This window comes from Bradyrhizobium sp. Unk1, assembly GCF_059512345.1.
This window is the reverse complement of sequence record NZ_JCAMOP010000002.1, coordinates 273,613-295,992: the sequence shown is the minus strand read 5'-3', so window position 1 is coordinate 295,992 and position 22,380 is coordinate 273,613. Positions and strand designations below refer to the sequence as shown.

14 protein-coding genes are annotated in these 22,380 nt (G+C 54.1%); 1 reads left to right on the top strand and 13 read right to left on the bottom strand.

The window, feature by feature from the left end; genetic code table 11:
* The 6 genes from AC5ZFO_RS03445 to AC5ZFO_RS03420 all read right to left on the bottom strand — a co-directional run bounded on the left by AC5ZFO_RS03445 (position 1) and on the right by AC5ZFO_RS03420 (position 11,318).
* The gene (locus AC5ZFO_RS03445) at positions 1 to 2,967 is read right to left on the bottom strand and encodes a DEAD/DEAH box helicase (RefSeq protein ID WP_496121379.1); all 2,967 of its coding nucleotides are present in this window, start codon (positions 2,965 to 2,967) and stop codon (positions 1 to 3) included.
* An 88-nt stretch (positions 2,968 to 3,055) separates the two neighbouring features.
* On the bottom strand, positions 3,056 to 4,012 hold the full coding sequence (locus AC5ZFO_RS03440) for a phospholipase D family protein (RefSeq protein ID WP_496121377.1): 957 nt from the start codon (positions 4,010 to 4,012) through the stop codon (positions 3,056 to 3,058).
* 283 nt (positions 4,013 to 4,295) lie between these two features.
* Complete coding sequence (locus AC5ZFO_RS03435) at positions 4,296 to 5,561, bottom strand: HNH endonuclease family protein (protein WP_496121375.1); 1,266 nt, start codon at positions 5,559 to 5,561, stop codon at positions 4,296 to 4,298.
* Between the two features lie 42 nt (positions 5,562 to 5,603).
* Positions 5,604 to 8,330 carry an ATP-binding domain-containing protein gene (locus tag AC5ZFO_RS03430; protein WP_496121373.1) on the bottom strand — a complete coding sequence of 909 codons (2,727 nt, stop codon included), beginning with the start codon at positions 8,328 to 8,330 and terminating at the stop codon, positions 5,604 to 5,606.
* 196 nt (positions 8,331 to 8,526) lie between these two features.
* Positions 8,527 to 9,981, bottom strand: a complete 1,455-nt coding sequence (locus tag AC5ZFO_RS03425) for an argonaute/piwi family protein (protein ID WP_496121371.1) — start codon at positions 9,979 to 9,981, stop codon at positions 8,527 to 8,529.
* On the bottom strand, positions 9,978 to 11,318 hold the full coding sequence (locus tag AC5ZFO_RS03420) for a DUF4365 domain-containing protein (RefSeq protein WP_496121369.1): 1,341 nt from the start codon (positions 11,316 to 11,318) through the stop codon (positions 9,978 to 9,980). Before AC5ZFO_RS03420 ends, AC5ZFO_RS03425 begins: the two co-directional genes overlap by 4 nt.
* 987 nt (positions 11,319 to 12,305) lie before the next feature.
* Here AC5ZFO_RS03420 and AC5ZFO_RS03415 point away from each other — a divergent pair.
* Positions 12,306 to 12,674, top strand: coding sequence for a hypothetical protein (locus AC5ZFO_RS03415; protein WP_496121367.1), 369 nt, complete (start codon positions 12,306 to 12,308; stop codon positions 12,672 to 12,674).
* Positions 12,675 to 13,543: 869 nt separating this feature from the next.
* Here the strand turns inward: AC5ZFO_RS03415 and AC5ZFO_RS03410 are convergent.
* The 7 genes from AC5ZFO_RS03410 to AC5ZFO_RS03380 form a co-directional block, all read right to left on the bottom strand.
* A complete protein-coding gene (locus AC5ZFO_RS03410; RefSeq protein WP_496121365.1) occupies positions 13,544 to 14,626 on the bottom strand; it encodes a glycosyltransferase family 9 protein in 1,083 nt (360 codons plus the stop codon).
* A gap of 147 nt (positions 14,627 to 14,773) precedes the next feature.
* Positions 14,774 to 15,493: a glycosyltransferase family 9 protein gene (locus AC5ZFO_RS03405; protein WP_496121364.1), complete on the bottom strand. Its 720-nt coding sequence runs from the start codon at positions 15,491 to 15,493 to the stop codon at positions 14,774 to 14,776.
* A 23-nt stretch (positions 15,494 to 15,516) separates the two neighbouring features.
* Positions 15,517 to 17,082 (bottom strand): B12-binding domain-containing radical SAM protein, encoded by a 1,566-nt coding sequence (locus tag AC5ZFO_RS03400; RefSeq protein ID WP_496121362.1) that lies wholly within the window; start codon positions 17,080 to 17,082, stop codon positions 15,517 to 15,519.
* Between the two features lie 13 nt (positions 17,083 to 17,095).
* Complete coding sequence (locus AC5ZFO_RS03395; protein ID WP_496121360.1) at positions 17,096 to 17,878, bottom strand: glycosyltransferase; 783 nt, start codon at positions 17,876 to 17,878, stop codon at positions 17,096 to 17,098.
* Between the two features lie 513 nt (positions 17,879 to 18,391).
* Positions 18,392 to 19,696 carry a glycosyltransferase gene (locus AC5ZFO_RS03390; protein ID WP_496121359.1) on the bottom strand — a complete coding sequence of 435 codons (1,305 nt, stop codon included), beginning with the start codon at positions 19,694 to 19,696 and terminating at the stop codon, positions 18,392 to 18,394.
* Positions 19,697 to 19,708: 12 nt separating this feature from the next.
* Positions 19,709 to 21,847, bottom strand: a complete 2,139-nt coding sequence (locus AC5ZFO_RS03385) for an HAD-IIIC family phosphatase (RefSeq protein WP_496121358.1) — start codon at positions 21,845 to 21,847, stop codon at positions 19,709 to 19,711.
* A complete protein-coding gene (locus tag AC5ZFO_RS03380; protein WP_496121357.1) occupies positions 21,844 to 22,278 on the bottom strand; it encodes a 4'-phosphopantetheinyl transferase superfamily protein in 435 nt (144 codons plus the stop codon). The genes AC5ZFO_RS03385 and AC5ZFO_RS03380 overlap by 4 nt, the downstream gene beginning before the upstream one ends.
* Between the last annotated feature and the right edge of the window lie 102 nt (positions 22,279 to 22,380).

Here is a 22,380-nt window from a genome sequence, read left to right as displayed (position 1 = left end):
TCACCCAACAAAAACGGCTTTAATTTCAACAAAAGGATTCGGGTCTTTTACCATTCGGCGTGTTCGATCGTACCAGGAAGCCCAGTCCTCAAAAAGTTGGTCGATCTCGGCGGCTCGATTTTGTCGGCGCGTCTTCTGACGGCGCTGCAACGCGGTCATCGGCGCATTGTCCTCGGGAACGTCAGCAAACTTCAGATCCAGCTGCTTGCGGAATCGGGCTTCGAAACCGGCAAGGCGGTCTAGTGTCGCGTTTAAATTCTTCTCGATCGCAAGTTCACGTTCTTTTTGGTGCTCCACGAGGTGGGATTGGAAAGCATCGACAGCCGGCGAAAGCGCCGGGCGAGCGAGCTCGAGGTTGAAATCTGGCGCCCTGCTGCTCGGCGTGTTCCCGGAAAGCCCGACCCGTGAGGCGAAATCTTCGACCGCTTCGATTCCGATGACTCGTCCGTTCTTCACGGACACGACGCCCCATCGATCCACGATCGGCGCCCCGAGTGCATTGGGGATAGCCCCGTGCAGAAGAACCGCAACTTCACCCGCGACAAGGCGTCCTCGCAGACCGCAAAGAGGCGCACTGCGCTCGGGGAAGAATATCGCAGCTCGCTCGCCGAACCAGCCCAGGATTGGATGTCCGTCCCAAAGGTACTGCACTGCCGGCCAGCTTCGCTCCTCAGTCTTGGCTCGCTCGATCGCCGTGTTGATGACCTCGGCCTGATCCGTCAGCTCAACCAGGCCACCGCTGCCAACGGCCTCAACTGGCATATAGCGATCGTCGACCTCATCGGAGCGGGCGTAGCCTAGTCCCCCGGTGCTCATCATGTCCTGCGGAATGCGCATCCGAATCAGACGAGAATCGAGGTTCACCGCCGGGGCTGTTTCGAAGATACCCTCATTAGGTTCTGCAAGCCGATGCAGCATCGCCTGAGCGTAGCTGAAGGTGTCCGCGAAGAGGCGAGGTGGAAGTTCGCCGCGGGCCTCCGAAGCTGAAGATGACGCGGCGGCTTGGTCAACGCCGCCATAGTCCCCGAAGAGCGCATTGAGTTCATCATCGACCGAACGGGTTTGGCCGGCCTCTTCGGCGCGTCTGTCCATTTCCGCTGCAAAGGTGTCTGCTCCGACACCGGCGCTCACGGCCCGTGCGACAACCTCTTCTTCCTGCAGGGCATCGCCCGCGCCGAGGAATACGGCCGGGTCACCGACGCCCTTCTGGGCCTCCGCATCCTTCTCGACCAGCTTCTCGAGAACCCACATATCGCGGACCTTGGGATGACTGCTTTCGCCAACAAAGTAATAGATCTGGGGTGCGCGATCCTGTCCATAACGATCAATCCGGCCATTGCGCTGCTGGAACCGCAGGAGCGACCATGGCAGATCGAAATGGATCAGGCGATGGCTCTGGAAATGCAGGTTCAGACCCTCGGAGGCCATATCAGAGGCCAGCAGAATCCGGATTGGGGACTTTTCCTGTCCGAACGCTTCAAGGAGACGCAGGGTTTTCTCCTCCGCCTCGACGCTGCCACCGTCTATCCGGCCGATCATCTCTTCCGTCAAGCCGAGATCGGCCTTGAGACGTTCCTCCAGCCAAGCCACGGTTCGAATCCGCTCTGAAAAGATGACGAGTCGATCGCGCCGGTCTCTGCCGGTCCACCGGACATCCCTCAGGAGTCGAAGGAGTTCTTGATATTTCCGGAAATCATTTGGTGTGATGGAAGCAAGGAGATCCGCGAGAGCGCCGAGTTTTTGTTGGTCAGCCCCAGTGCCGCTTGCCGTTCCCCTTTCGATCCGGCTTATCCGTCCAGTGACTGTCTCAAGGCAAGCCGCTGGGCTGGAAAAGATCGCCTTGGCAAGTGTTGTTCGGAACAGATCAATGGCGCGGCCGCGCGGTCCTTCCTCGTCGAGATCAAGCCGTAGATCCGCGATCATGCCGTAGGCCTTTTCCTCCTTCTCACTCAGAGGAAAGCCGCGGCGATGAAGTTCTCGGGGTGGGACGGCCTTTCCGATCGCCTCCATGACCTCCGGGGACGAGCGGAAACGACGGACCACCAGGTCTTCTATGTCGCCCCTATGTAGTTCGGCCGGATTCGGGACCCTCGTCGGGTCCAGCATCTCAATCAGGCTCGCAAAACTTTCCTGCGATCCATCGTGTGGGGTGGCAGTCAGAAGAAGTAAGGAATCTGCCTTTCTGGATAGAAGCTTTGCGAGCCGTGATCGCAAGCTCTGCACTCCGCCAGTACGGATGCGTTTGGCAGCATTATGGGCCTCATCGATAATGATCAGGTCCCAGCTAGACTGCTCGATGGCAGCGCGTATCTGGCCGTCCTGTTTCAGCGTGTCAATCGAGACGATGGATCGATCGAACTGATCGAAGACGTTGTAGTGCGCAGGAATCTGGTTGCGCATACGCCGGATAGCGGCGCTGTCCAGACGGGACAGCGGGATCGAGAATCGCGTCCAGAACTCTTTCTGAAACTGACCCAGCATTGAGCGTGTGGTAACAACGAGAATCCTGTTGGCGCGACCTCTGAGCATGAGCTCGGAGGTTATCAGACCCGCCTCCAGGGTCTTGCCTAGGCCCACGTCATCCGCAATCAGTAGCCGAACGCGGTCTTGCGCGAGTACCATTCGCACTGGAACATGCTGAAATGGCAAATCGTCGATCGCAGCCCTGCCGAAAGTGAGTGGAAGCGGCGTTGTCGTGGGAGTTGATCGAAATGCGGCCTCGAGAAATAGCTTTGTATCCATCAGCCCCGGAGAGCTGTCGGGGACCAGGTTAACCTCTGCCGGATCAAGAACGGTATAGTCTTGTTCAAGTTCAAGAACAAACTTGGCAGACTTGCCCTTGACGACGCCCGCTGCACCACGGCAGGAAACTATATGGCCGTCAGCGCGGCGCTCATGACCCGTTACTTTCCAGGTCGAAGAGCGTACCCGGATCATTGCGCCTGGCGCTGGGATTGCGAGTTTCATTCGCTATCCTCTTGGCTGTGTGTGGGTGAATAAGCGCATCGTGTTCGACTCATGTAGGGCTAAGTTGGACATGCTACGGAGTCGATGATCAAGCGCGAAGATACTTTTCGGCGAATTCTCCCAAGTCCAGGAATTTGCCGCCGACATCACCGACATCTTGCATAAATGCCCTGAGTGATGGTGTCCAAGCAGATGCCGCCCCTATACGGGATTTTCGGTATCCCGCAATGGCATCAATGCTGCGGCAAACCTGAAACCTCGTGCCGTACTTGGTTATCTCGTGTCGGGTTTCTGGCATGTGCACCAGACCATCATGATAGAAACGGGCGTTCTCCATCCAAAAGCAAAGAAGGTCGGCAAAGTTAGGCAATTGTGGCCACTCGAATCCGTCTATGGTTTCTGAGACTTCGCGGCCCACTTCCTTCTTCGCTAGAGCGAGGCTTTTTCTTCCCTCGGGCGAAAGACCCTCGGAATAGACACAGACAAATATTCGGCGCCCTTTGAAAAGCCCCGGGTCTTTGCCGAGATCCTCAATCAACATAGATTTTGATGGCGGTAACTTATCCAGTCCTGCTCTTCGTCGCCGCGACCACGTATCCTTGGCCGCGATTAGATCGGCCGGCTCTATTTTCCGTTTCGGAAGTCTATCGAACCATTCGGAGATGGCAGCCAAGGTAGATGGTTCGGTGATCGAAACGTTTGCCTCATGCCAACCGCGAATTTCGCTACTCTGGAGAGAAAGACCGTTTGCGGAAGCATTCGACGAACCGAGGATGGCTTCCGTATCGAACAGGTAGACCTTTCCATGCAAATGATCAGATTGTAAAACGCTAATTCCGGCGTCCTGAAGAGCTTCGATAGCTTCGGGATTTGTCCCGCCCATTTTGAGGTTGCAGACGATTTGAACCACCTTCTGGGTGGTGAGCAATCCGAGTACCTTGGGTGCAGGCTGCCCCCAGAAAGCGACAGCCATTTTAATTGAACTCGACCGAACAACCAGATCAGCAATTCGGCTTTGGCCGGCCGAACCATCTAAGAATCGCATCGTAATATCTCCTGCACTTCAAGTTTCCGGCCAGTTTGGAGTGACGGCTACGACAGCAGCAATAGTCACGAACGGTCCAACGCTGGCATGACCGACAGGCCATGAACATTTTGATCCAGTATTGCGAACGAGAGGTCTAGCTCGTGGAAATAGGCCACGCGAAAATTTCTAGTTTCCGGCGAGCGTGCAGGAGTTTGTTCGTGTCGCTTGCGGGGAGGCGCACTTTCTCAAGCCCGCGCAGCAAATGAAAACCCCGCGTGGTAGTGGTCGCCACGCTGAAGGCCTAAGCCACAGCCGTAGTGGGTGCCGATGCACCCTTGGAAAAGTTGCAGTTCGGGCAGGCAACCTGACCGTTAGCGACGATACTCTTTCCACCTTTGGAGTGGGCTATCTTATGGTCCGCATGCCAGTGGTCCCAACCAACTTTAACACCGTCACACCGCAGCTTGAGCTGGCAGATACCGCCATCTCGGCGATAGATAGCAAGTCGCTGCTCATGCGAAAACCCGCGCTGCGGGTCTTTTGGTTCAATGTTAGGCATGGCGTCGAAAAACCGTTTCTCGAAAACATCTAAACGGGCCGTGATACTTTCTTCGCTATCCGTCGATTGACTGATGAGGCGGCGGTATTCGACCAATTGTAGGTCCTTCTGTTCATCGTCCTTGGTCTCATTGGCAGCACGCTCTCTCTCGAACGAGAGAAACCAATCCCTGAGCTCCGGCTCTAGTCCTGCGGTCACGTATCCATCGATGAGCACTGAAACGAGGCAGTACAACGTGATGACGTTGTAACGCTCAAGCTCTGGCGTCTTTTCGGGAAACACCTTATTCAAAAATTCGATAACTCGCTTGACCTTCTTCGCAAGCTTGCCCTCTGGGTCAAATGCAGCGTGGTCTTGATACATCCGGTTTAGATCGCCGTCACGAACGCTGGTGGGGCCGCCTTCGATTTCCAGCAAGATCATTTGCGCACTCATATGGTCGTAGGTGAATCTGGAATTCGTGAACTTGCAACTTAAAAAAAACGGATGGCGCGCAATTGCCTTTACGAAGTCGCGCATTGAACCCGTCATGGCATTGCGCTTTTCTTGCGCTTTCAGAATCGTACCGTTCTGTAAGCGCAGAAACATGTCGCGAACTTCGTCTTCTTGTTCAGTTTGGGCCGCATCCTCCACAATTACGACATCCACTGGATAGGCGTCAAAAATTGTGCGCACGTCTAGCGGAAGATCGTTGTAGCGCATGCCCGCAATCTTGTGACCGCGCACGTCATCCATATCTTTAGCTAGCGGAAAGTCATTTCTTCGAAACTCCCAGACTGTGCGAATTCGTTGTTGGCCATCCACGACCTCGTACTCAATGCCGTCGCTGCGTTTGACCGCACGCCAGTAAAGTTTCGGAATGTCGTACTCGCGAAGAATAGTGTCGAGCAGCAATTGTTTTTGTTTGCGGGACCATGCGGGTGGCCGTTGATAGTCCGGCGTTGGATCAATGCGTGCCTCATAACTGCAAATAGTTGCCAACGGAAACGGGCGCTTATTCATTTTCATGATCTATCCTCTTCATTATTGCTTCCGAGCAAGCAGGCCGCGTCACGGCCACGCCGCCCTAAATTTACTTACTAGCGAGGCAACCTTGACAGGGAGCGCCGCGCCGGCAGTGGTGACGCCCAGGTACATGGCCGCGCGGGTCGCGCCGACATAAAGGTACTTCTCGAACAAGTCCGGTTGCCGTTCCGCCAATTGATCGATACCGACAAAGAACACCGCCTCGAATTCCAATCCTTTGATGTGTTGAACATCGAACACCCGCACATCGTTGTCCTGACCGCCGAATTGTCCAAAAGCGCATGGCACAGCGCGCGTGTTTCCGTCAGCGAGCACCTCATTAAGGGCATTCGCGACCGGCACGACATACTCTTCAGCGCTGACTAACACAGCAATCGGCGGCAAAGATGGTGTCAGTATCGCGATCTCCCCGATACGCTGGCCAAGCCATGCTGCAAGTGCGGCACTGTCTTGTAGCGCGGTCGCAAGGACCGGATCGAACCCGTCATTGTTGACCCTTTGCGGCAATTGCGCCTCGGGCACGTCGGGGGAAGACAACAGGGCAATGCTTCGGGCTAGCTCATTGAGCTGGCGGCTGTGGCGATACGTGATCGAGACGGGGCGGATCTCGAAATCCGAGAAAACCCATTTCAGATCCGCGTCGGACCGGCTGCCCCATTCGGTAATCCGTTGATTGAAGTCGCCGCAAGCGACGAAAGACTGCAACGCGGGATCGCAGAGTTGGGCCATGCAATTGAGTTGGACCGGCGAGAAGTCCGTCGCCTCGTCTACGAGCACCTGGGAGCGAAGCAGACCTCGCACGGAGACAAGAGCAGGATGTCGTCCCTGATCTACTTCCCGCGCCGTTCGCCGGTCCGCAAGAAACGCGCGCCCTGCCTTTAGAACCGCCAAGACGATGACGTCGGCTTCCAAGGGGTTGAGGTCCGTAGCCGCAAAGCCCTCTGCCGCATACCAGCGGCTCTCAGTTTGACGCTCGCGGCGAAATCTCCGATAGCGTCCTGCCACGCCGTCAATGAAGCGGCGCAAAGGATTTAAGGAACGCCGCGCGGATGCTTGGACTTGCAAGCTCAGACCGACATTGCGTAAGGCATCGGCCGATAATCCACGGTTACCGAACCACTCTATTATTTTTCCGTTCCGCGATTGCTTGCTTAGCGTACGTCCCGATGCCGTTGACCGGGCTTTGGCGCGAATAGCCCGCGTGAGAGTTTCAACGGCGGCATCGCGCCCGACGCGAATCTGCCGCGTCTCTTCCTCATCTTCGCTTTCGGTATCATCGGCGTCGTCGCTTTCCGTCACGGACGGCAGGAACTCCATGAGCGCGTTGAGAAAGCCCTGGTCATTCCTTAGTTCCGCACCAATCGCACTGCGAATTTGTGCATCTGTCTCACCTTTCAGACGTGCAATCAGCGACTGTACGTCGTCCGAAAGTTCTCCCAGTGCAGAAAACGCTGAGACATGCAGGCCGGACACTTTTGTCGGCAATGCGTCTTGAATTCGCGCACCCAGACGAGCGATAGCTGTTTCCTTGTTGCTGGCCAGAATTTGCGCGTGGTTTTGCAGTTCTGTCCAGAACGATTGGGTCTGCCACCCCTCAAAGTCCGTGAACCAGTCGCGTTGATCGGCGACGGTCGCAGGCAGCAAGGACGGTAAGTGATCCTTGACGACGAAAACACCGCTGCCCGACGGCGAGCGCAAGATTCCGAAACGGTTACGCGCAATCTCGCGTCTGTAATCATCCCAAGTCTGAATCCGGTCATCCGGCGCGGCGATGTTCTCGCGGGCGAACGCTTCCTTAACATACTGCTTGAGCAAGTTCGTTGGCGTGAACATGATCCAACTCTCGCTGTGCCGCGCTGTTCCGGCTAGTGAGCTGCGAACTGCGTCGCGCTCATCTTCGTCCAACGACTCCAGATCGCGTTTCTGCGCGAGACGTTTGATCAATGTTGTTGTCTTGCCAGTGCCTGGTGGCCCCAAGATCACCAAGCGGCTATCAATGGGAAGACGGAATATCTCGTCTTGAAATTCATCCAAGACGGCAAGGTCTCGCAATTCCATCTTGGTGATCACGTCGCGGCGCAAGCCCTCGACAATCAGAGCCGCCGCGCGGTCAGAGGCTAGTGCTGCCTCTAAAATGTCAGCCTCATCGGCTGGTATCCCCTGCGCCCGGAGAAGCTCTCGAAAGGATGAGACTGTGAGTGGCCCGAATGATTCACCTTCGATGACAGATTTGAGTGAATCCCACTCTCCATTCGTTGTGCTCGGTCTGAGTAGCGCTTTTTCGAGAACGACAAGTGTACGCGACCCAGATTTTGTTGAAATTTCCGTCTCGCCGCCAATCGGAAGCGATGCCAAACGGCCAAATGCGGATTTGTAGCTAGCCGCAGCACTGCCATCAGAAGGCGAGCGGTAAGGTGTCGCGCGAGAGATGAAATAGGTTCGGCGCGCACCACTTTCGTCCTCAGTTACCACGCGTGCAATTGCAGGTTCTTCGCTGAGTTTGCGCAGCTCGCGCCGCTGCGTATCGGTGATATCGGCAATATTATTCACCGCAGTGTCTGAGGCCATCGTGTTTACGACGGCCAGTACATTTTCGGCGTTCGGGCTCGGCTCACCAAGCGCTTCATGCGCGCGCGCCGAGGCCTCTGCAAAAAAATCGAGACTGTGGGTGGCAACCGCCGAGACTTGTTCTTGTTGGGACAGCGTGTCACTCGCGCCCGCTTTCGCATGTTTAGGCTTGGAACTCGGCAAGCTCTACCTCCCTGTAATTCCCAGGGGCATGATTCATCCTCCCCGGGGCGTATCTATCTTTAGTTGAAGAGCATCATAGCGAATGAAAACACATTCGTCAGAGTGATTTACCGATTTTCATAAGACTTTTGTTGTAGTTGCCTCGCAATACATCGCGCACGACGTGGCTTTGGCGGATCTTCAGGCCAAGGTCTGACTAGGTGTATTTTCTGAAATCCGGCGACGTTGGTACGCCGAATTCGATGTGCTTGAGAATGCGCCCAACTTCTCGGGCCGCCTTGATCGGGGCCGGAAGCTTCTGGTCAAACTGGGTTGTGTTCCAGTTGACCTTGGTCAGGGCAAGCACCTCTTCCGCCAGTTTCGGAAGCGCGCTATCCGAGTTTTCGTGCGGGACGAGCAGCAAGGGGCGTGGCACACGCAGGCCTGGATAAGTCCCATAGTAAGGAACGCTCCCCCGCGTGTAGAGCAAGCCCTTGCCTTTCAAGTCCACAAACGTGCCGCGCAGAACTGGATAATTGCCGTCGCGAAATACGGCAATCGGCGAACTTTCCTGCACCCAAAGCAGATCGCGCAGGTCGATCCCCAAGCGATCTAGCGCAGCATCAATGCCTTCCGCTTCTTCAGGCCGGAAGCGCGAGGTTTTCAGGACGACCAAGCGGGCCGGGACATGCTTGTGATGGGCCTTGTACGCCGCAATCGCTTGCGTCACGAGGTCATCGGCATCAGTTGCCGTCAGATAAGGATGACGCCCACGTGTTTCAGTTTGCGCCCGCGCCCCGCGCAGGATGAGCCCCCTGCCTCGTTCATCGAACATCTGCGCGGTGCTGGTCCAAAGTTGTTGACCATCAAGATCGCGATAAAAGCCGATGCCAAGAAAGCTTGTGCGGTATTCGGCCTCGTCGGGTAAAAGCCGCCACGGCACCTTGCCCGCTTTATAGAACAGGGAGTTCAACAAATTCCAAGCACGTGTGGCTTTTGCTTGCGTTTGGCGGTTGCTTTCCCGTTTCACTTTTCTCGGAATTTTCGCAGCATCATCCCACGTGTCCGGCCAGACAATCTGTGTCGGCACGTCCAAATGGAGGTTCTTGGCCTTAAGCAGATCTCGGAAGTTAAGGGTGTCGGGCGAGTCATCCTCTTCTTCAGCCGCTTCACTGGCTTCCTCGCTCTTGGCGTTCACGAGCTTTTCGATCAGAGGCACTGGCAGAGCAAGCACAATGACATCCGGCTTGGCGCTGCTTTCCATTAGCGAAGAAAGCTGCTCGGATATGAGCGTTACCGCGTGGCGGACAGCCTCATCGTGGCGGCTAATTTTCTTAATCTCGTTTACCTGGCGGTGAGATAACGCAATAGTGGAGCCTTGCGGGACTTCGAATTTGCACCGAAACGGATTCTGATTGCCGAGGCCCGGAAAGTCGGGATTGAGATTGATGAGTTGTTTGTTCTCGCTATCAATACCACGCGCGGTCTCCGCTAAGAACTCGGTGAAACCGGCAACGGTTTCCTCGGTTCCGATAACGCCCACCCGAACCACATCTCCCGATCTTGGTTGGAGCGGTCCGAATTCTCTCAAGCCATGGCGCGGATCGCAGTGTTGACCGCCATCACCAAATTCCAGAACCGGCTCATCGAACACGCGCGATTTGAAGGTCATCCGGCGAACTCCTCTTCAAAGAGATCGGATGACACCATGTCTTTCGCTCGGGGATCTGTGCGGTTCCACGATGATTCCGGCACCGCGCGCGCCAGTTCAATGACCGGCAAGTTTTCGAAACCTAGGATCGGGCCTCTGACCTTGTCAGCGTCGAACAGTCCATGTTCTTCTTTCACGCTATCGACAAGCAAATGCTGCCACATCATGACTTGACCGCGGACCGCGGCGTTGCGCTCTAAGCGCTTTTTGCCCGCCAGCAACGCCTCAGGGAAGCGATGCGGCTGGAAGCCATTACGGGTAAAATAAAAAGTTGGATCGATGACGACGAACCATTCGTCCCCGAGCCGCTCAAACCGAAAGTTCGCCGCGTGATGGCGCACGTAACCCTGAGCCTCCGGTTTCTTCTTGTTGGCGTAAGTGCTGACAACCCGCGCTGACGTATCATTGACGTTGGCGGTGTAGCGGTAGCTTCTTGCCTTATTGGCCGCCATTGCACGGAAATAGAACAGTCGATCTTTCGGCAAATATGAGAGCTGCGACGCCAGTTGTCGTTCCACAGTCCGCCGCAGAAGATCAATTGTGTCGATGGTGTCATCCAATTCATCGTTCAACGCGAATACCTTCGTATCGATGGCTTCGACTTGGTCGAGATCGACAATAGCCTTCGTACCGTAATTCCTCGGATCGAAGAACGAAGCATACCGGCGGTTACGGATTACCCAATCGAAACGGGTGTTGCTCTGCTTCAAGAGTTCCGGGACGGCATCCCGGCCACTTCCAAACGGTGAGGTGGCGACAAATATTTCTTCAGGGAGACGAACGCGAAGCAGATTGATGATCGCTGTCTCACCTTGATTCAAGGGAGGCACAAAGACGCCTGGCGTTCGGCGATCAATCGTAAGGCTGCCAAGTTGGTCGGCGCACTTTTTGTCGAACACATCCGCTTGCTTGTCGAATTGCAAACGGCGATCTTCACCTCGTACCGAGTCTGTGACGTCTTTCCAGTATGCTGTATTGTCCGATTGCCGCCAAACGACGATGATGACGGGGATGTTCGATTGACGCCAATAGGCAAGGTCGTCGTCCTTAAGCAAATATTCAAATTTGCTTTCCGTCTCACGCGTGTATTTGCCATCGGCCGTGGCTTTGACCTGTACGCCCAACAATCTTCCGAGCGGGGCTCCAGTTTTAAGGTCGCGTAGTTCGATTAAGCCGTCCGTTCCTGCTTCCAGCCTCCCGCGATGCTCATAAATGAAGCCCGTTTCGAGCACGATCTTCTTGACCGTGGTCTCGCCTAGCTCACCCAGAATTTGGCTGTCGGTGATTCTCTTCGTCATGCCACAATCATAAGATGTTTTCGTGCGCGGGCGAGAATAATGTTCTTGTTATTCATTATCACTACCCCGAGCGCGGGGGCCGACGCGAGCGCCGGGGGCTGGCCGCGATCAGGCGGTCGACAGTCGGGGTCGACAGCAAACCGTTGAGGGAATTGGCGCCCGAAATGATGGTATCGATGTGGAGGATGTTCAGCCCTAGAATTCCGCTTGTCATGGGCAAGTCGGCCGAAAGCATTTTGCGGGCCGCAGCGAACTTCGTTCCCGACGCAGTTGGTTTGAATGCGGCGCAACATCTTGACCATGGGAAACGGATCGAGGTCGGACCGTTCGCGATCATTCCGCACCTTGTGGATCATTCAGGTTCGATGCCTACGCCATCGACGTCCAGGCTGATGGCAAGCGCCTGTTCTACTCCGGCGATCTCCGAGCGCATGGCCGCAAACGCAAGCTCTTTGAGGCGTTGGTTGCGCGCCCGCCTCGGAACATCGATGTCATGCTAATGGAAGGTTCTGGCCGGAAGAACTTGCTGAGAATGCTTCTCGTTCTGGTCTCAATGGAAGGCTATCTCACTGATGGGGCAGGGGCAGCGCTCAAGGCCGGTTGTGTAAGCCGCGGCCTTCCCTTCGAAGTCATCCATACGTCGGGACACGCCAGTCCAGGAGATCTGCAGCGTCTTGCTGCGGCTGCCGCCCTAAGCGGCTCATCCCGATTCATACTTTCGGGCGAGAGAAGTTTCCGCTGCTCTTCGACAACGTGCTCAAGGTTGACGACGGGCAATGCATCGACGTGTAGCAGCACAGCGCTTGAACTGATGCCGCAACAATGGAAGGCGCATACATGCTTGATAATAAGGGCTGGCAACGAGAACTACGTAGTGCGAATGATGATTTCAAATATTGCCAATTTCCGCGCGAGAGCGAAATCTGAATTCGCGGCACCCGGGATCGCGCTACCATTAACATCACGAAGAAAGGCCTTCATGCCAACATGCAAACTGATGCGGCCGCATTTGAAGCTTGGGCGTTGGTTCTGCTTTGCCATTGCGGCGTAGCGAATGTTGAAATCGCGCTAGAAGGCGGGACAAAGGGACTGAATGGCGAAACGCAGAAGGGACCTCATTTTCAACGATTTCTATATAGGCTGAAGCATTTCATCGAAGTCTTTCCTAACCGAATTGTTGCGGATCGCGAACTCCTTATTCTCTCACGCGCGTCCGGCGATAATTCGTATCTCAATCAGCCATTGAAGCATTGCATTCGAACAGAAGCTGAGCGGGAGGCTCGTTTCACGTCCATGATCTTAAAAAATGGAAGCGCCTTCGCAGCGGGCGTCAGAAAACCCGATTGCAGAGAATAGGTAGAGATTGTGCTAGCATCTAAGCCGCGTGATGTTAGTCGGGCTTGACGGACGCGGCCTCCTCTGTTGATTGGACGAAATAGCGCGGCACTCTCAATTCCAGCGGCGGTCAACCAGCAACGCTCTCACCGGGCAGGCCATGGATCCCCGCGCCACCGCAATCGTCGAGCCCATTCCCTCCTGATCAGTTTGCTATCGCCGATGATCACACGCAGGCCCGATTCAACTTCCTTGAAGTCCGCGACATCGAGAGCCACCAACTTGATGCAGCGGAATGCCCCCTGCAAAGCCTACGAGGGTTAGGGCGCGGGCCCGTTTTCCGCTAAGCGTATCGGGGGGCAGCAATCAATGCCTTGATGTCTTCCGCCACGGGGCTTTGGATCTGCGCCGAACCTACCGAACGGCGAATGCCCCTGAAGGCTGCCTTGACTGCCCCGGCATCCGTCGGGGTCGCAAGGCCCGCCAGATTGTGAAAGAACGGATCGCGGCCAGACGCATGCCCAGCGTGGAAGGTCTTTTCCCGGCCGCTTGGGCTTCGGCGGGCAGGAAGGCCGCCAGCATCTCGGCGACTATTGGAAGGGCGGGGGATGCTCCCTTGGCCTCGCAACAGGCCAGAAACAGCCGCCGCTAGTCCGTCTGGTAGGCCCGTCGGGTACCAGGAGCCTTCTCCACCTTCGCGTAGCCGACGGCCGCGCCTAAGTCCGGGCCGAGCATCCCAGGAACCGAAGCGAAGGTTCTCGAACGACAGGCAGAGAGGCCATGCAAAATACTTCCGATAAGGACAATTATCAGAGGCAAAAGGTACACAATTTATGATTGTAATTTCAGGAAAAATATCAGAGAAGCTGCCTGTCGGGGACAAACAATCGCTAGCGCCTGGACCTGATTGATGATGTGCGAAGCGCCAACTTGTTGACGGCCTGGAGCACCATTTCGATTGAAATGTCCTTGATGCAAGCCTGCCGATGATGACACTGGCTCTCGTTGGAAAGATAACAAGGAGAGCAAGACGGGTTCCTCGTCACAATTTCAACAAAGGGCCCCCTCGGATGCCATACCTGCGCGTCTGCGACGCCCGAGAATATACAAACCGTAGGTCTACCGATTGCAGCCGCTAAGTGTGTAGCGCCGCTATCATTCCCGACGAACAAACTGGATTCATGAATCAACCCAGGCAAGTCGACTAGATCAACTCGATTGGTCAGATTGACCGAGTAGCCTGATGGCAGGCACGCAGATATTATCTTTCCCTCGACCTCTTCCGTCGATCCGCCGACGATCAATGCGCGCATATCGAGTTCGCGGCAGAGCCGGAGGCCTAGCAAAGCATACTTGTGAACCTCCCAATTCTTGAGCCTGTTGCCGCTACCAGGCGCGAGGACAAAATACGGTCGGCCGCCAAATGGACTTGGCGTATTTCCCTGCTCGATCAATCGATAAAGAACTTCATTCTTGCTGCCAAAAAAGGTATCGACGGTCGCAGCGACAAGCAACTTCAATCGCGTCTCGGCGTGTAGCCTGAGGCCGCCTCTGATAAACAAAGGCGAATGCTCTACTAGTGGTAGGGCGAGATCCAACGGAGTCTTCAGATTGGCGGCCTCGTATCCAACCTTAAATTTGGCATCAAGAAATTCGAGGAGGGGTCGAGTATCTTGATCATGTCGAAGGTCGATTGCCAAATCGAACTTTTGATCAATGACCTTTCGTATCTCGGAAAACGGGACGTGGCGCCCTTCAGATGGGTCCGTCTTGCCGGAAAGAAAGAAGTTGAACTCTATGATTGAATCGAACAATCCGCAGGCCTTAGCAAGCGATAAATTTGCACTAGCGCACACTAGAGTTAAGATTGCACGAGGCGACGCATTGCGAAGCGCTCTGAGCGGTTCCAGCGCTAGAAGGAAATCGCCAATGTGATCCACTTTAAGAATGACTATACTGGAAACGGCGTCCATAGACTTGGCCTGTGGTCGAGTGCTCACTATCGTGTTCTCCTCTTTCAAGGCGCGATCAGTCAAAGCGTGTTCGATGTGTGCGAGCTATTCCTTTCACGAGGCACAATCGCTAGGAGTCAAGTGCAAGAGTTCAGATTTCGTAGCGTCTCATATATCTCCACGTGCGGGCGCGGCAAACGCAGCAGCAGCAGCCGACCCGATGAATTTGAGAAGGTCTTTGTAGATCCAATAGTGCTTATTGCGATGTGTCGTGCGAACGTGATGCGTGGCGAGTAGATTCCTTATAAGGTGCATCGGCGTGCCGACGCTGTGTGCCAAATGAGACAAGCCGCTGTCTATCCCAACAAACATTTCGGACGACGCGGCAATTTCGATATTCTCTGAAATGGAAAAATGAGGACCCAAGGTTATCACACGATAACCAGCTGAAGCCAACGCGATGGATGCCGTCTCTATATGATGCTCCGGGCAGGACGTGGCCCCAGGGTTTGCTGGCGTGAAGTGAACACATACGATGCCGTCGGAGTTGGGTACCCAAGTCCTATGGGTTCGCAAGTAGGTTTCACAGAACAGTTCTGCCCAGCTGAGCACCTGAACTACATTGCGTTGATTGGTTAGAGGTCTCGGCAAGCCGATAAGTATGTTGGCAGCACTCGCTGTTTCTTCAATCGAGCCCGACGATTTAAGAAAAGGGGCAATCAAGAGAATGCGTTCTACATCTCCGGCTATTAGTGAAGGCCGTTGCGTCATCTCGCTAAGTCGCAACAAAAAGCTTGCCGCAGCCCAGCTATCGCCGAAGCCGCCACCTATTACCTCAAATACACCGCCTTCGGCGGCGATGCGTTCAAGTAGATCACTGCGTAACATCTGGACGCCAACTTCTCGCCTGCCTATCGCCGGGCTAATTCGGACCATCGCCTTTCAGCGCCGCGCAGCTCAAAAAGCGAGTAAGGATTGGGGATCTTGAGTTGCCTCATCTTCCGAACGAATCTTTCGAGCCGGTCAAAGCGCTCCCCCGGAGCTAGATCGTTTGACAAAGCTCGAAACTGGATTCCGAACGCGCTGTCTAGCTCACTTGTGTACCGTGGCCGTGTGCCGACACTGTCGAGAATCTTCGAGCCCGCTAATCCGCTCGGGGAGTATTGAAATATCCAGGCATCGGCCTGATAAATATATCGACTATTTTCCTCGATAAAGTGCAAAGTATCGCTGAACTCAGACTCGGTCTCGCCAGGATATCCAACGATCCATAGTGTGCTTGTCCGCACACCAGCTGACGCGAGAGATTCTAGCGCTCGCGTCATTTTCCCAACATCGGTCTGTTTAACCATATCATCAAGGATGCGTTGACTGGCCGATTCAAGCCCTAGTCTAGCTCGCTTCAGGCCTCCGGCGCTCCATCGCTTAGCTGCTCTCGGTTCACTACAAGACCCATCCGCCCGCAGATAGCAATCAATTTCATACCGACGTCCTTCGCGAATGCTAGCATCAGCGAGTGGTCCGATCGCTTGGTTGCTCAACGAATCGCAAATATAGAAAGACCTTCGATCGTACTTCTCGGCCAACCTATCGAATCTCGACAGCAAAGTTGATCGCTTAACAGACCGAAATCCCTGCCAGTAGACAGTCTCGGCGCAGAACGAACATTCATAGGGACAGCCGCGCGAAGTTGCGATTGAGAGATTGAGGTAGTCGTCCACGATCAAGCTTCCATAGTCAGGATCCGGAAGCTCGTGAAGACTTAAGCGCTTAGTTTCTGACGCTGCATTGAGTACAGCGCCACGAGGCAACGAAGAATCTTCAAGAATTCGAAGGAGCGCTCGCTCACCTTCGCCCAGAACATAGTGATCGATGTCCGGGTTTGCTGTCATGAAATGCAAAACATCGCTAGGTCGCGACGATATGCCCATGATGGGACCAGGGCCGCCAACAATGATACGAACATCAGGGCAGATCTGCTTTGCAAGCTCCGCAATGAAACACGTGCTCGGCCACGTAGAATTGTACAGAGATATGCCGAGCAGAGCTGGACGCCTTGTTTCCAGCTGAAGCCGCAATGCATTCGCTACTCTATCGAAAAGGGTCTGAAAAATGCGGTCAAACGAACGCGGTTCAAATCGGAGGCGACCTGTTGGTTCGCCAGCAATGTTGAGAACTAGGCCGCACATTTCCCTGTAGGAGCTGTGATGTCGAGCCTTAAGATATAGCAACTGATGAAGAGCAAGAATCTCCGTCGCGTTCCGTTCCGCGTTGAGGATGGACCATCGAGGAAACTGCTTCTTAAGTTCCGCGAAATAGCTACGTTGAAGGTTGTAGATTTCGGGAATTGTATTGAAATCGAAGATGTCACTATTGAAGCCGTACTGCTTTACATACGCATTGATGGATGCCGGTCCCAACGGCACACATACTGGATCCCAAAACGGAGGTACCAATAGCAGGCAGTCCAGCTGCACCTTGAGCTCCTCACTAAGTTTGAGTTGTGGAATTCGACGTGCGAGCGCGCAGGCGCTGGACCAGCGCGGAGCGTCGCAAAGCGCTCAACTGCTCCCAGTTCGAGGAGGGTGCCGGATCGCGTTGAACCGCTGAGGCTGCCTCCGCGACGAGTTCGTCTATTTGCTGCATTCCCAAGGAGCTTGTGTATGAAAGAGCGGCCATACGTGAGGTGTCAGAAATATGATCGTAATGAGCTATGTCGCACATCAGACGGGATAGTGCTGCGCTCCATGGTTGAATGTCCTGCTCCGGAATAACTGCAAGAGGAGTTCGCGTAGTGCGGTCAATGCCGTTGTAGGAAGTCAATGGCTTCACGGGAAGAAGGTAAGGTATGTCTAATTTAGCTTCAGGAAGGCCCCCGACATTGCTAGCAAGGACGGGTATGCCCCGCAGCATGGCTTCGACGACGATCATTCCAAAAGCCTCGTCCCAAAGAGACGGCACCAAAAGAATGCGCGTCTGTTGGAAGATCGCGTCTATATCTGGAGTGGCTCCCAGTTCGACGATGTTTGGATGCTCTCTAAGGCGGAAAATGTCGTGATCCGTGGTACCCCAAGTTGGCACTGCAGCAAACTTCCATTTGCGATGAAGCTTTGCTAGCCCTAGGAAAATATCAATTCCTTTTATCGAGCATGGGTTTATCAACGTGATGAATCGTCCTACGCCGCGCAAGTCGGGAAACGGCGGATCGCCAAAGGCAGGAATGGCAAGTGGTTCCGCATTAAGGCCGCTCCACGCTCGAATATAGTTGGCCATGTACTGGCTCGCGCAGAAGATCTTGTGTGCCTGCCCCATTGCTCTCACGGCTGTGCGATCCTCAATGAAGGCGCGCGGTCCCATCGGGAGCTCACTAGTAGACCTTGGAATGTAAACCACATTTCGATTGTTGGCGCGTTTTATGATCGACTTTAGTATCCAATGGCCTCGGTCAGTGCCTGTTACAAATATCCACCTAGGGGAATGAGCGATCAAATCGCCAATGTGGCTCATAAGCCTAGTGTGTTTGATATAATCCGCTTCTGAATTCTCATAGACGACATGAACGTCAACGCCCGCGACGAAGCTCTTTGCCACTCCCGTGTCTTCGTCAGGCGCAAGCTGGAGATCTTGAACGAAGCCTCTATGAGATGCAGGAGTCACTACAACACAGCTGAAGCCTCGCCTTGCCAGGTATTCAAGGATGAAGCGATCCGCCCTTGATCCGCCGCCAAGCGGTTTGAGGTAAGCACCGTAATGGATCATCAAGATCGTTTCAGGTGACATTTGGATCTATTTGCGTCGAGACTTAAGGGCCTGAGCAAGCAAATACCTGCGCTCTGGAGACATTGCAGATACGGTTTGCGATATGGCGGCATTCGCGGGGGCCCGCTGCTTCGCTTCAGAATCGCGAGTGAACACGCAGCTCTCAAGCAAGTGAGCGCGGTCGGCCAAGCGTTCGAGCGCAACGCAAGTTGTCTCCAGGCCTTCAGCTTCATCAATTCGGTTTGAAGCTTCTAGGCATCGGGCCCGCGTCTGTGGCGAGTTCACCAAACTGAGAAGTATGCTTCCTAGTGCTTTGATGTCCATCTCGGCGCGAGAAAGCGCGCGCCCCAAACCAAGGTGTTCAACGATCAATCCGTTCCCGGGTCGATCGCCTCCGTCGGCCAAGATGAGCTGTGGAATAGCAGCCTTTATTGCCTGTCCGACGGTGCCCATGCCTCCGTGATGAACTACGGCGCTTGTTTTCGCGAGTAGACTGGTGAGAGACGGAACATGGTCCTTCCATAAAATATTTGAGCTCACTGGTACCGATTCAGGCGTGACGACGATAGCTCGGAGCTTGGCCGCTCGGGTGGCCTCAATCGCAATCCGAAAAAAGTCGTCTGTCCTAAATTTGGCGCTCCCTCCCGTGATTAGGACGCATGGATCTGGATGATTCAGGAATTGACGGCAGTCCTCTGGAATTTCGTGCGTTGAATCAAAATAGAAGAATCCCGGGAAGGAGATCTTTGACCCAATTGGAATTTGATTGCGCCTGAACCAAACAGGCCAAAGAGCTAGGTAACGATTAGGAAGGTTCCACCAAGACTGAGAGTCAAACTCTTCTCCTAGACCAAGTTGGATTCTTAGGGTGCTGGTCTCTTTACGAAGGGCGCTTCCGAGAAGGTCGCCGATTAATGAAGCAGAGGTAAGCTGGTTCGGATACGTGAACACAGACGTCAAGGGAAGCTGATGTTTTTCCGCAAGTAAGCGGGCGGTTATTCCCGGCGCATCGTTTGCAATGACAATAGTACGCCCTGCATGAACCAGCTTCTCCATCTCGGAAAATTCGTCCGGAACTGCGGGCAAGTAGTGCCTCCGAAACATTTCCGGAAGAGTGTTAAATCGATTGAGCAAATCAGCGTCGTCAGCAAATCGCTTGTAGTCATTTGACTGCCCGATCAAATGAACTTTCAGATCTGAACTTAATCGAGGGAGTGGATAATTAGTCCACAGATGAACTTGATGGCCGCGCTCGCAAAGTTGGGTACCCAGTCGCAAGAATGGCGCGGTGTTGCCATATGAACCGAACGTCGACATAAGAACAATAGCCACTTACATCCCCCGTCATTCGATCGTCGGCTTTATTTCGCTCAAAACGTCATCGTCAGACAGTGTGTTAATCAGTGCCAGTTCCTGCTCTAACACGGATGGATCTGCGTTAGAGATGATCGCTAAGTCCACGGCTTCCGCTATCGTGGCAATACTGAAGACCTTTTCGAAAAGATAGTCGATCGGAAGTTCGACTGCCAAGCGACGCTTTACGCGGGCAAGGATCTGGACGGCGCGCAGGGAATCCGCTTGGAGGTCAAAAAAGTCATCGTCAATGCTGATCTCCTGAAACGGTAGAACGGATTGCCAGATCCGCAGGACCTCAGCTTCGGTAGGAGTTCGAGGCTGTAATATTGGCCTGATCTGTTGCGACTGACTTGTTCGCCGCGCAAGCAGTGCTTTCAAAAGCTGATCCGTGTGGCTGTAGTAGATGGCAATATCTGCCAATTCTCGGTGAGTCGAGGCCGCAGGCGCGGCATGTGAATGTTCGTGCGAGAGTTCTGCAATCGAGTGCTCAAAATCCGACTTTATTCGGGCCCCGTATGGTCGTTGTTCTAGTAGCGATTGAAGTGCAGACGTGTGTGCTTGAAGAACGGTATCTGACGATTCGCCGTGTAAAGTTGCGAATCCGCATGCTGACAGCGCCTGTCGCATAATAACGTTACGCTCCGTGGCTTGCACCGCAATCGCGATATAGAAACAACGGTACCGATCAGCTAACGTAACAAGATGCCTAAGGATAGAGTACTCTACTCGTTTGCCGAGAGCTCGACAGCTCAGGCACAGAATATCCACCACAAGCGTGGAATCACGAAGTGAGCAACCTAGTATCCCAACAATTCCGTAGTCGGCATAACGATCGCGAACGCGGATGCTGTATAAATGTTCTGCGGCAATGTAGTTCGTGAGGATCGCCGGCGGCTGGCCGCGTGCCAGATTGTTCCACTGGTTTGTTCGATACGTCAGCTCGACTAGACGCGGTAGATCTTGCCGTGTGGCATTACGTATATCTACAGACAGGCCTATCGCACAAAGGAATGTGTCCAAATCCGTCGTTTTCGCATGGGATTGTCGTGCCCTCTCTGTTCGATACCAAGAGGCTCTAATCGAATCCTCAATGGTGCCTGGTTGCTTATCGAGAGGCCAGAGGTTTTCCAAATACCGCCCAAGTTCGGCGGGTTCACTTACAAACGGCACGACCACTACTGATGGGTGATGGAAAGCGACTTCTGCGCATTCAAAGGTATCATCATCGATAAAAATGAAAGTATCCGGTGCGAGGTCAAGTCGTCTAGCGAGAGCGTCGACGCTTTCAGATTTCGCTGACCATCCAATTTCGTAGTCTGTAATATGGCTTTCGGAGATCAGCATTCCGTCTGTATTTCGGATGCATGCCATCACATCCGTGGCTTCATTTTTGCTGGAAAGGCAGATAAGAAATCCCTGAGTGAAGAGCGCGCACAGTTTTGTTTGAAGCAAAAGGTTCGCTTCGCTCAGTGTTACTCCGTCGGGCGAAGCGCACTCGCCAGACCAGAGAGTATTGTCGCAATCGACAATAATAACCTTATATCTGTGACCGTATCGAAGGTAGACGTGTCGTGCTAGCAGTGCCCCGACTGACGCTTGAAATTCATCAGTGAAAGGTAGAGTTGGAGCTACTTCCCGATGCGTTGTGCGCATCTCGCCAAGCGTATAGGCTTGATTGATCTTTTGCAGATCAATCAGCGCCAATTGTGTGTTCGCCTCGGCTAATTTTGTCAGCGCCGTTATGGCATAATCTATGATTCGATTAGCCTCATCTGTATGAGTCATAGAGGGTGGGGTGATGACAACAACGGCCTCAGCACCACCCGCGAGCGCAATTTCGAGAGTGTTGATGAAAACGTTGATCATATCGCCAAGCGAACCCGCCGTGGGTTCCTCGGAGTTTAGCCAAGTCTCGATATCTAGAACAAAGATATCGAGCTTTCCAGGGGCGGCCCCGTTGCTCGCAAGTCGACTGACGTGAGGAAGCGCTTGATCTGCCTCGAGCGCTCGCACGAGGGACGAGACGCCAGCTTTCTCAAGTAGGAAGTCAAGCGCTTCGGCAATCAATCCCAGGCTAAAATTGGCCGAAATTCGAAGTTCAAAGGTGGTCGACTTGTCTAGGATCATAAGTCCCTGGCCTCGGTTGCTATACGACGCGGCGACAGTGGCCCGTGGCCATGCATCGACACCCATTGTGGAAGTACTGGCCGCTCTGCGGCGATAGCGCCGTGGAAAGAACAGTACGTAAATCCGCTGACAAATAACGGAATTGCACAACGGGAATGCGTAGTCTTGTTCAACCAGTGGTTCGTCGATGCAACAGGCATCTGGCGCAAACCACCCTGTAAACCCAACCCCAAGGCCTTGAGACACGCCTCTTTTCGTACCCAGGCGGCGATGAAGAGAGATTGCCGCTTCAAAGGCGGCGCCTTTTCAAGAAAGGCCTGTTCGTCTGGAGTTAGAGCAAACTCTGAAACTTCCGAGAGATTTGAGATCCATCTCTGCTTTTCAATGTCAATCCCGAGGTACTTGGCGTTCATGATTGCAAGCGCAGTCATTGAACCCGAATGCGATACGTTGAAAGCTATGCTTGAATTGGGAGAGACAATGCGCGGCTTTCCGTAACGCTCCCTATCTAAGATTAATCCGTTCGGCTGGCA

Coding starts and splice junctions, on each gene's coding strand:
- AC5ZFO_RS03395 (WP_496121360.1), bottom strand. CDS start 17,878: ATGGCCAACTATATTCGAGCGTGGAGCGGCCTTAATGCGGAACCACTT.
- AC5ZFO_RS03405 (WP_496121364.1), bottom strand. CDS start 15,493: ATGTTACGCAGTGATCTACTTGAACGCATCGCCGCCGAAGGCGGTGTA.
- AC5ZFO_RS03420 (WP_496121369.1), bottom strand. CDS start 11,318: ATGACGAAGAGAATCACCGACAGCCAAATTCTGGGTGAGCTAGGCGAG.
- AC5ZFO_RS03435 (WP_496121375.1), bottom strand. CDS start 5,561: ATGAAAATGAATAAGCGCCCGTTTCCGTTGGCAACTATTTGCAGTTAT.
- AC5ZFO_RS03385 (WP_496121358.1), bottom strand. CDS start 21,847: ATGATCCTAGACAAGTCGACCACCTTTGAACTTCGAATTTCGGCCAAT.
- AC5ZFO_RS03445 (WP_496121379.1), bottom strand. CDS start 2,967: ATGAAACTCGCAATCCCAGCGCCAGGCGCAATGATCCGGGTACGCTCT.
- AC5ZFO_RS03410 (WP_496121365.1), bottom strand. CDS start 14,626: ATGGACGCCGTTTCCAGTATAGTCATTCTTAAAGTGGATCACATTGGC.
- AC5ZFO_RS03440 (WP_496121377.1), bottom strand. CDS start 4,012: ATGCGATTCTTAGATGGTTCGGCCGGCCAAAGCCGAATTGCTGATCTG.
- AC5ZFO_RS03415 (WP_496121367.1), top strand. CDS start 12,306: ATGCAAACTGATGCGGCCGCATTTGAAGCTTGGGCGTTGGTTCTGCTT.
- AC5ZFO_RS03380 (WP_496121357.1), bottom strand. CDS start 22,278: ATGACTGCGCTTGCAATCATGAACGCCAAGTACCTCGGGATTGACATT.
- AC5ZFO_RS03425 (WP_496121371.1), bottom strand. CDS start 9,981: ATGACCTTCAAATCGCGCGTGTTCGATGAGCCGGTTCTGGAATTTGGT.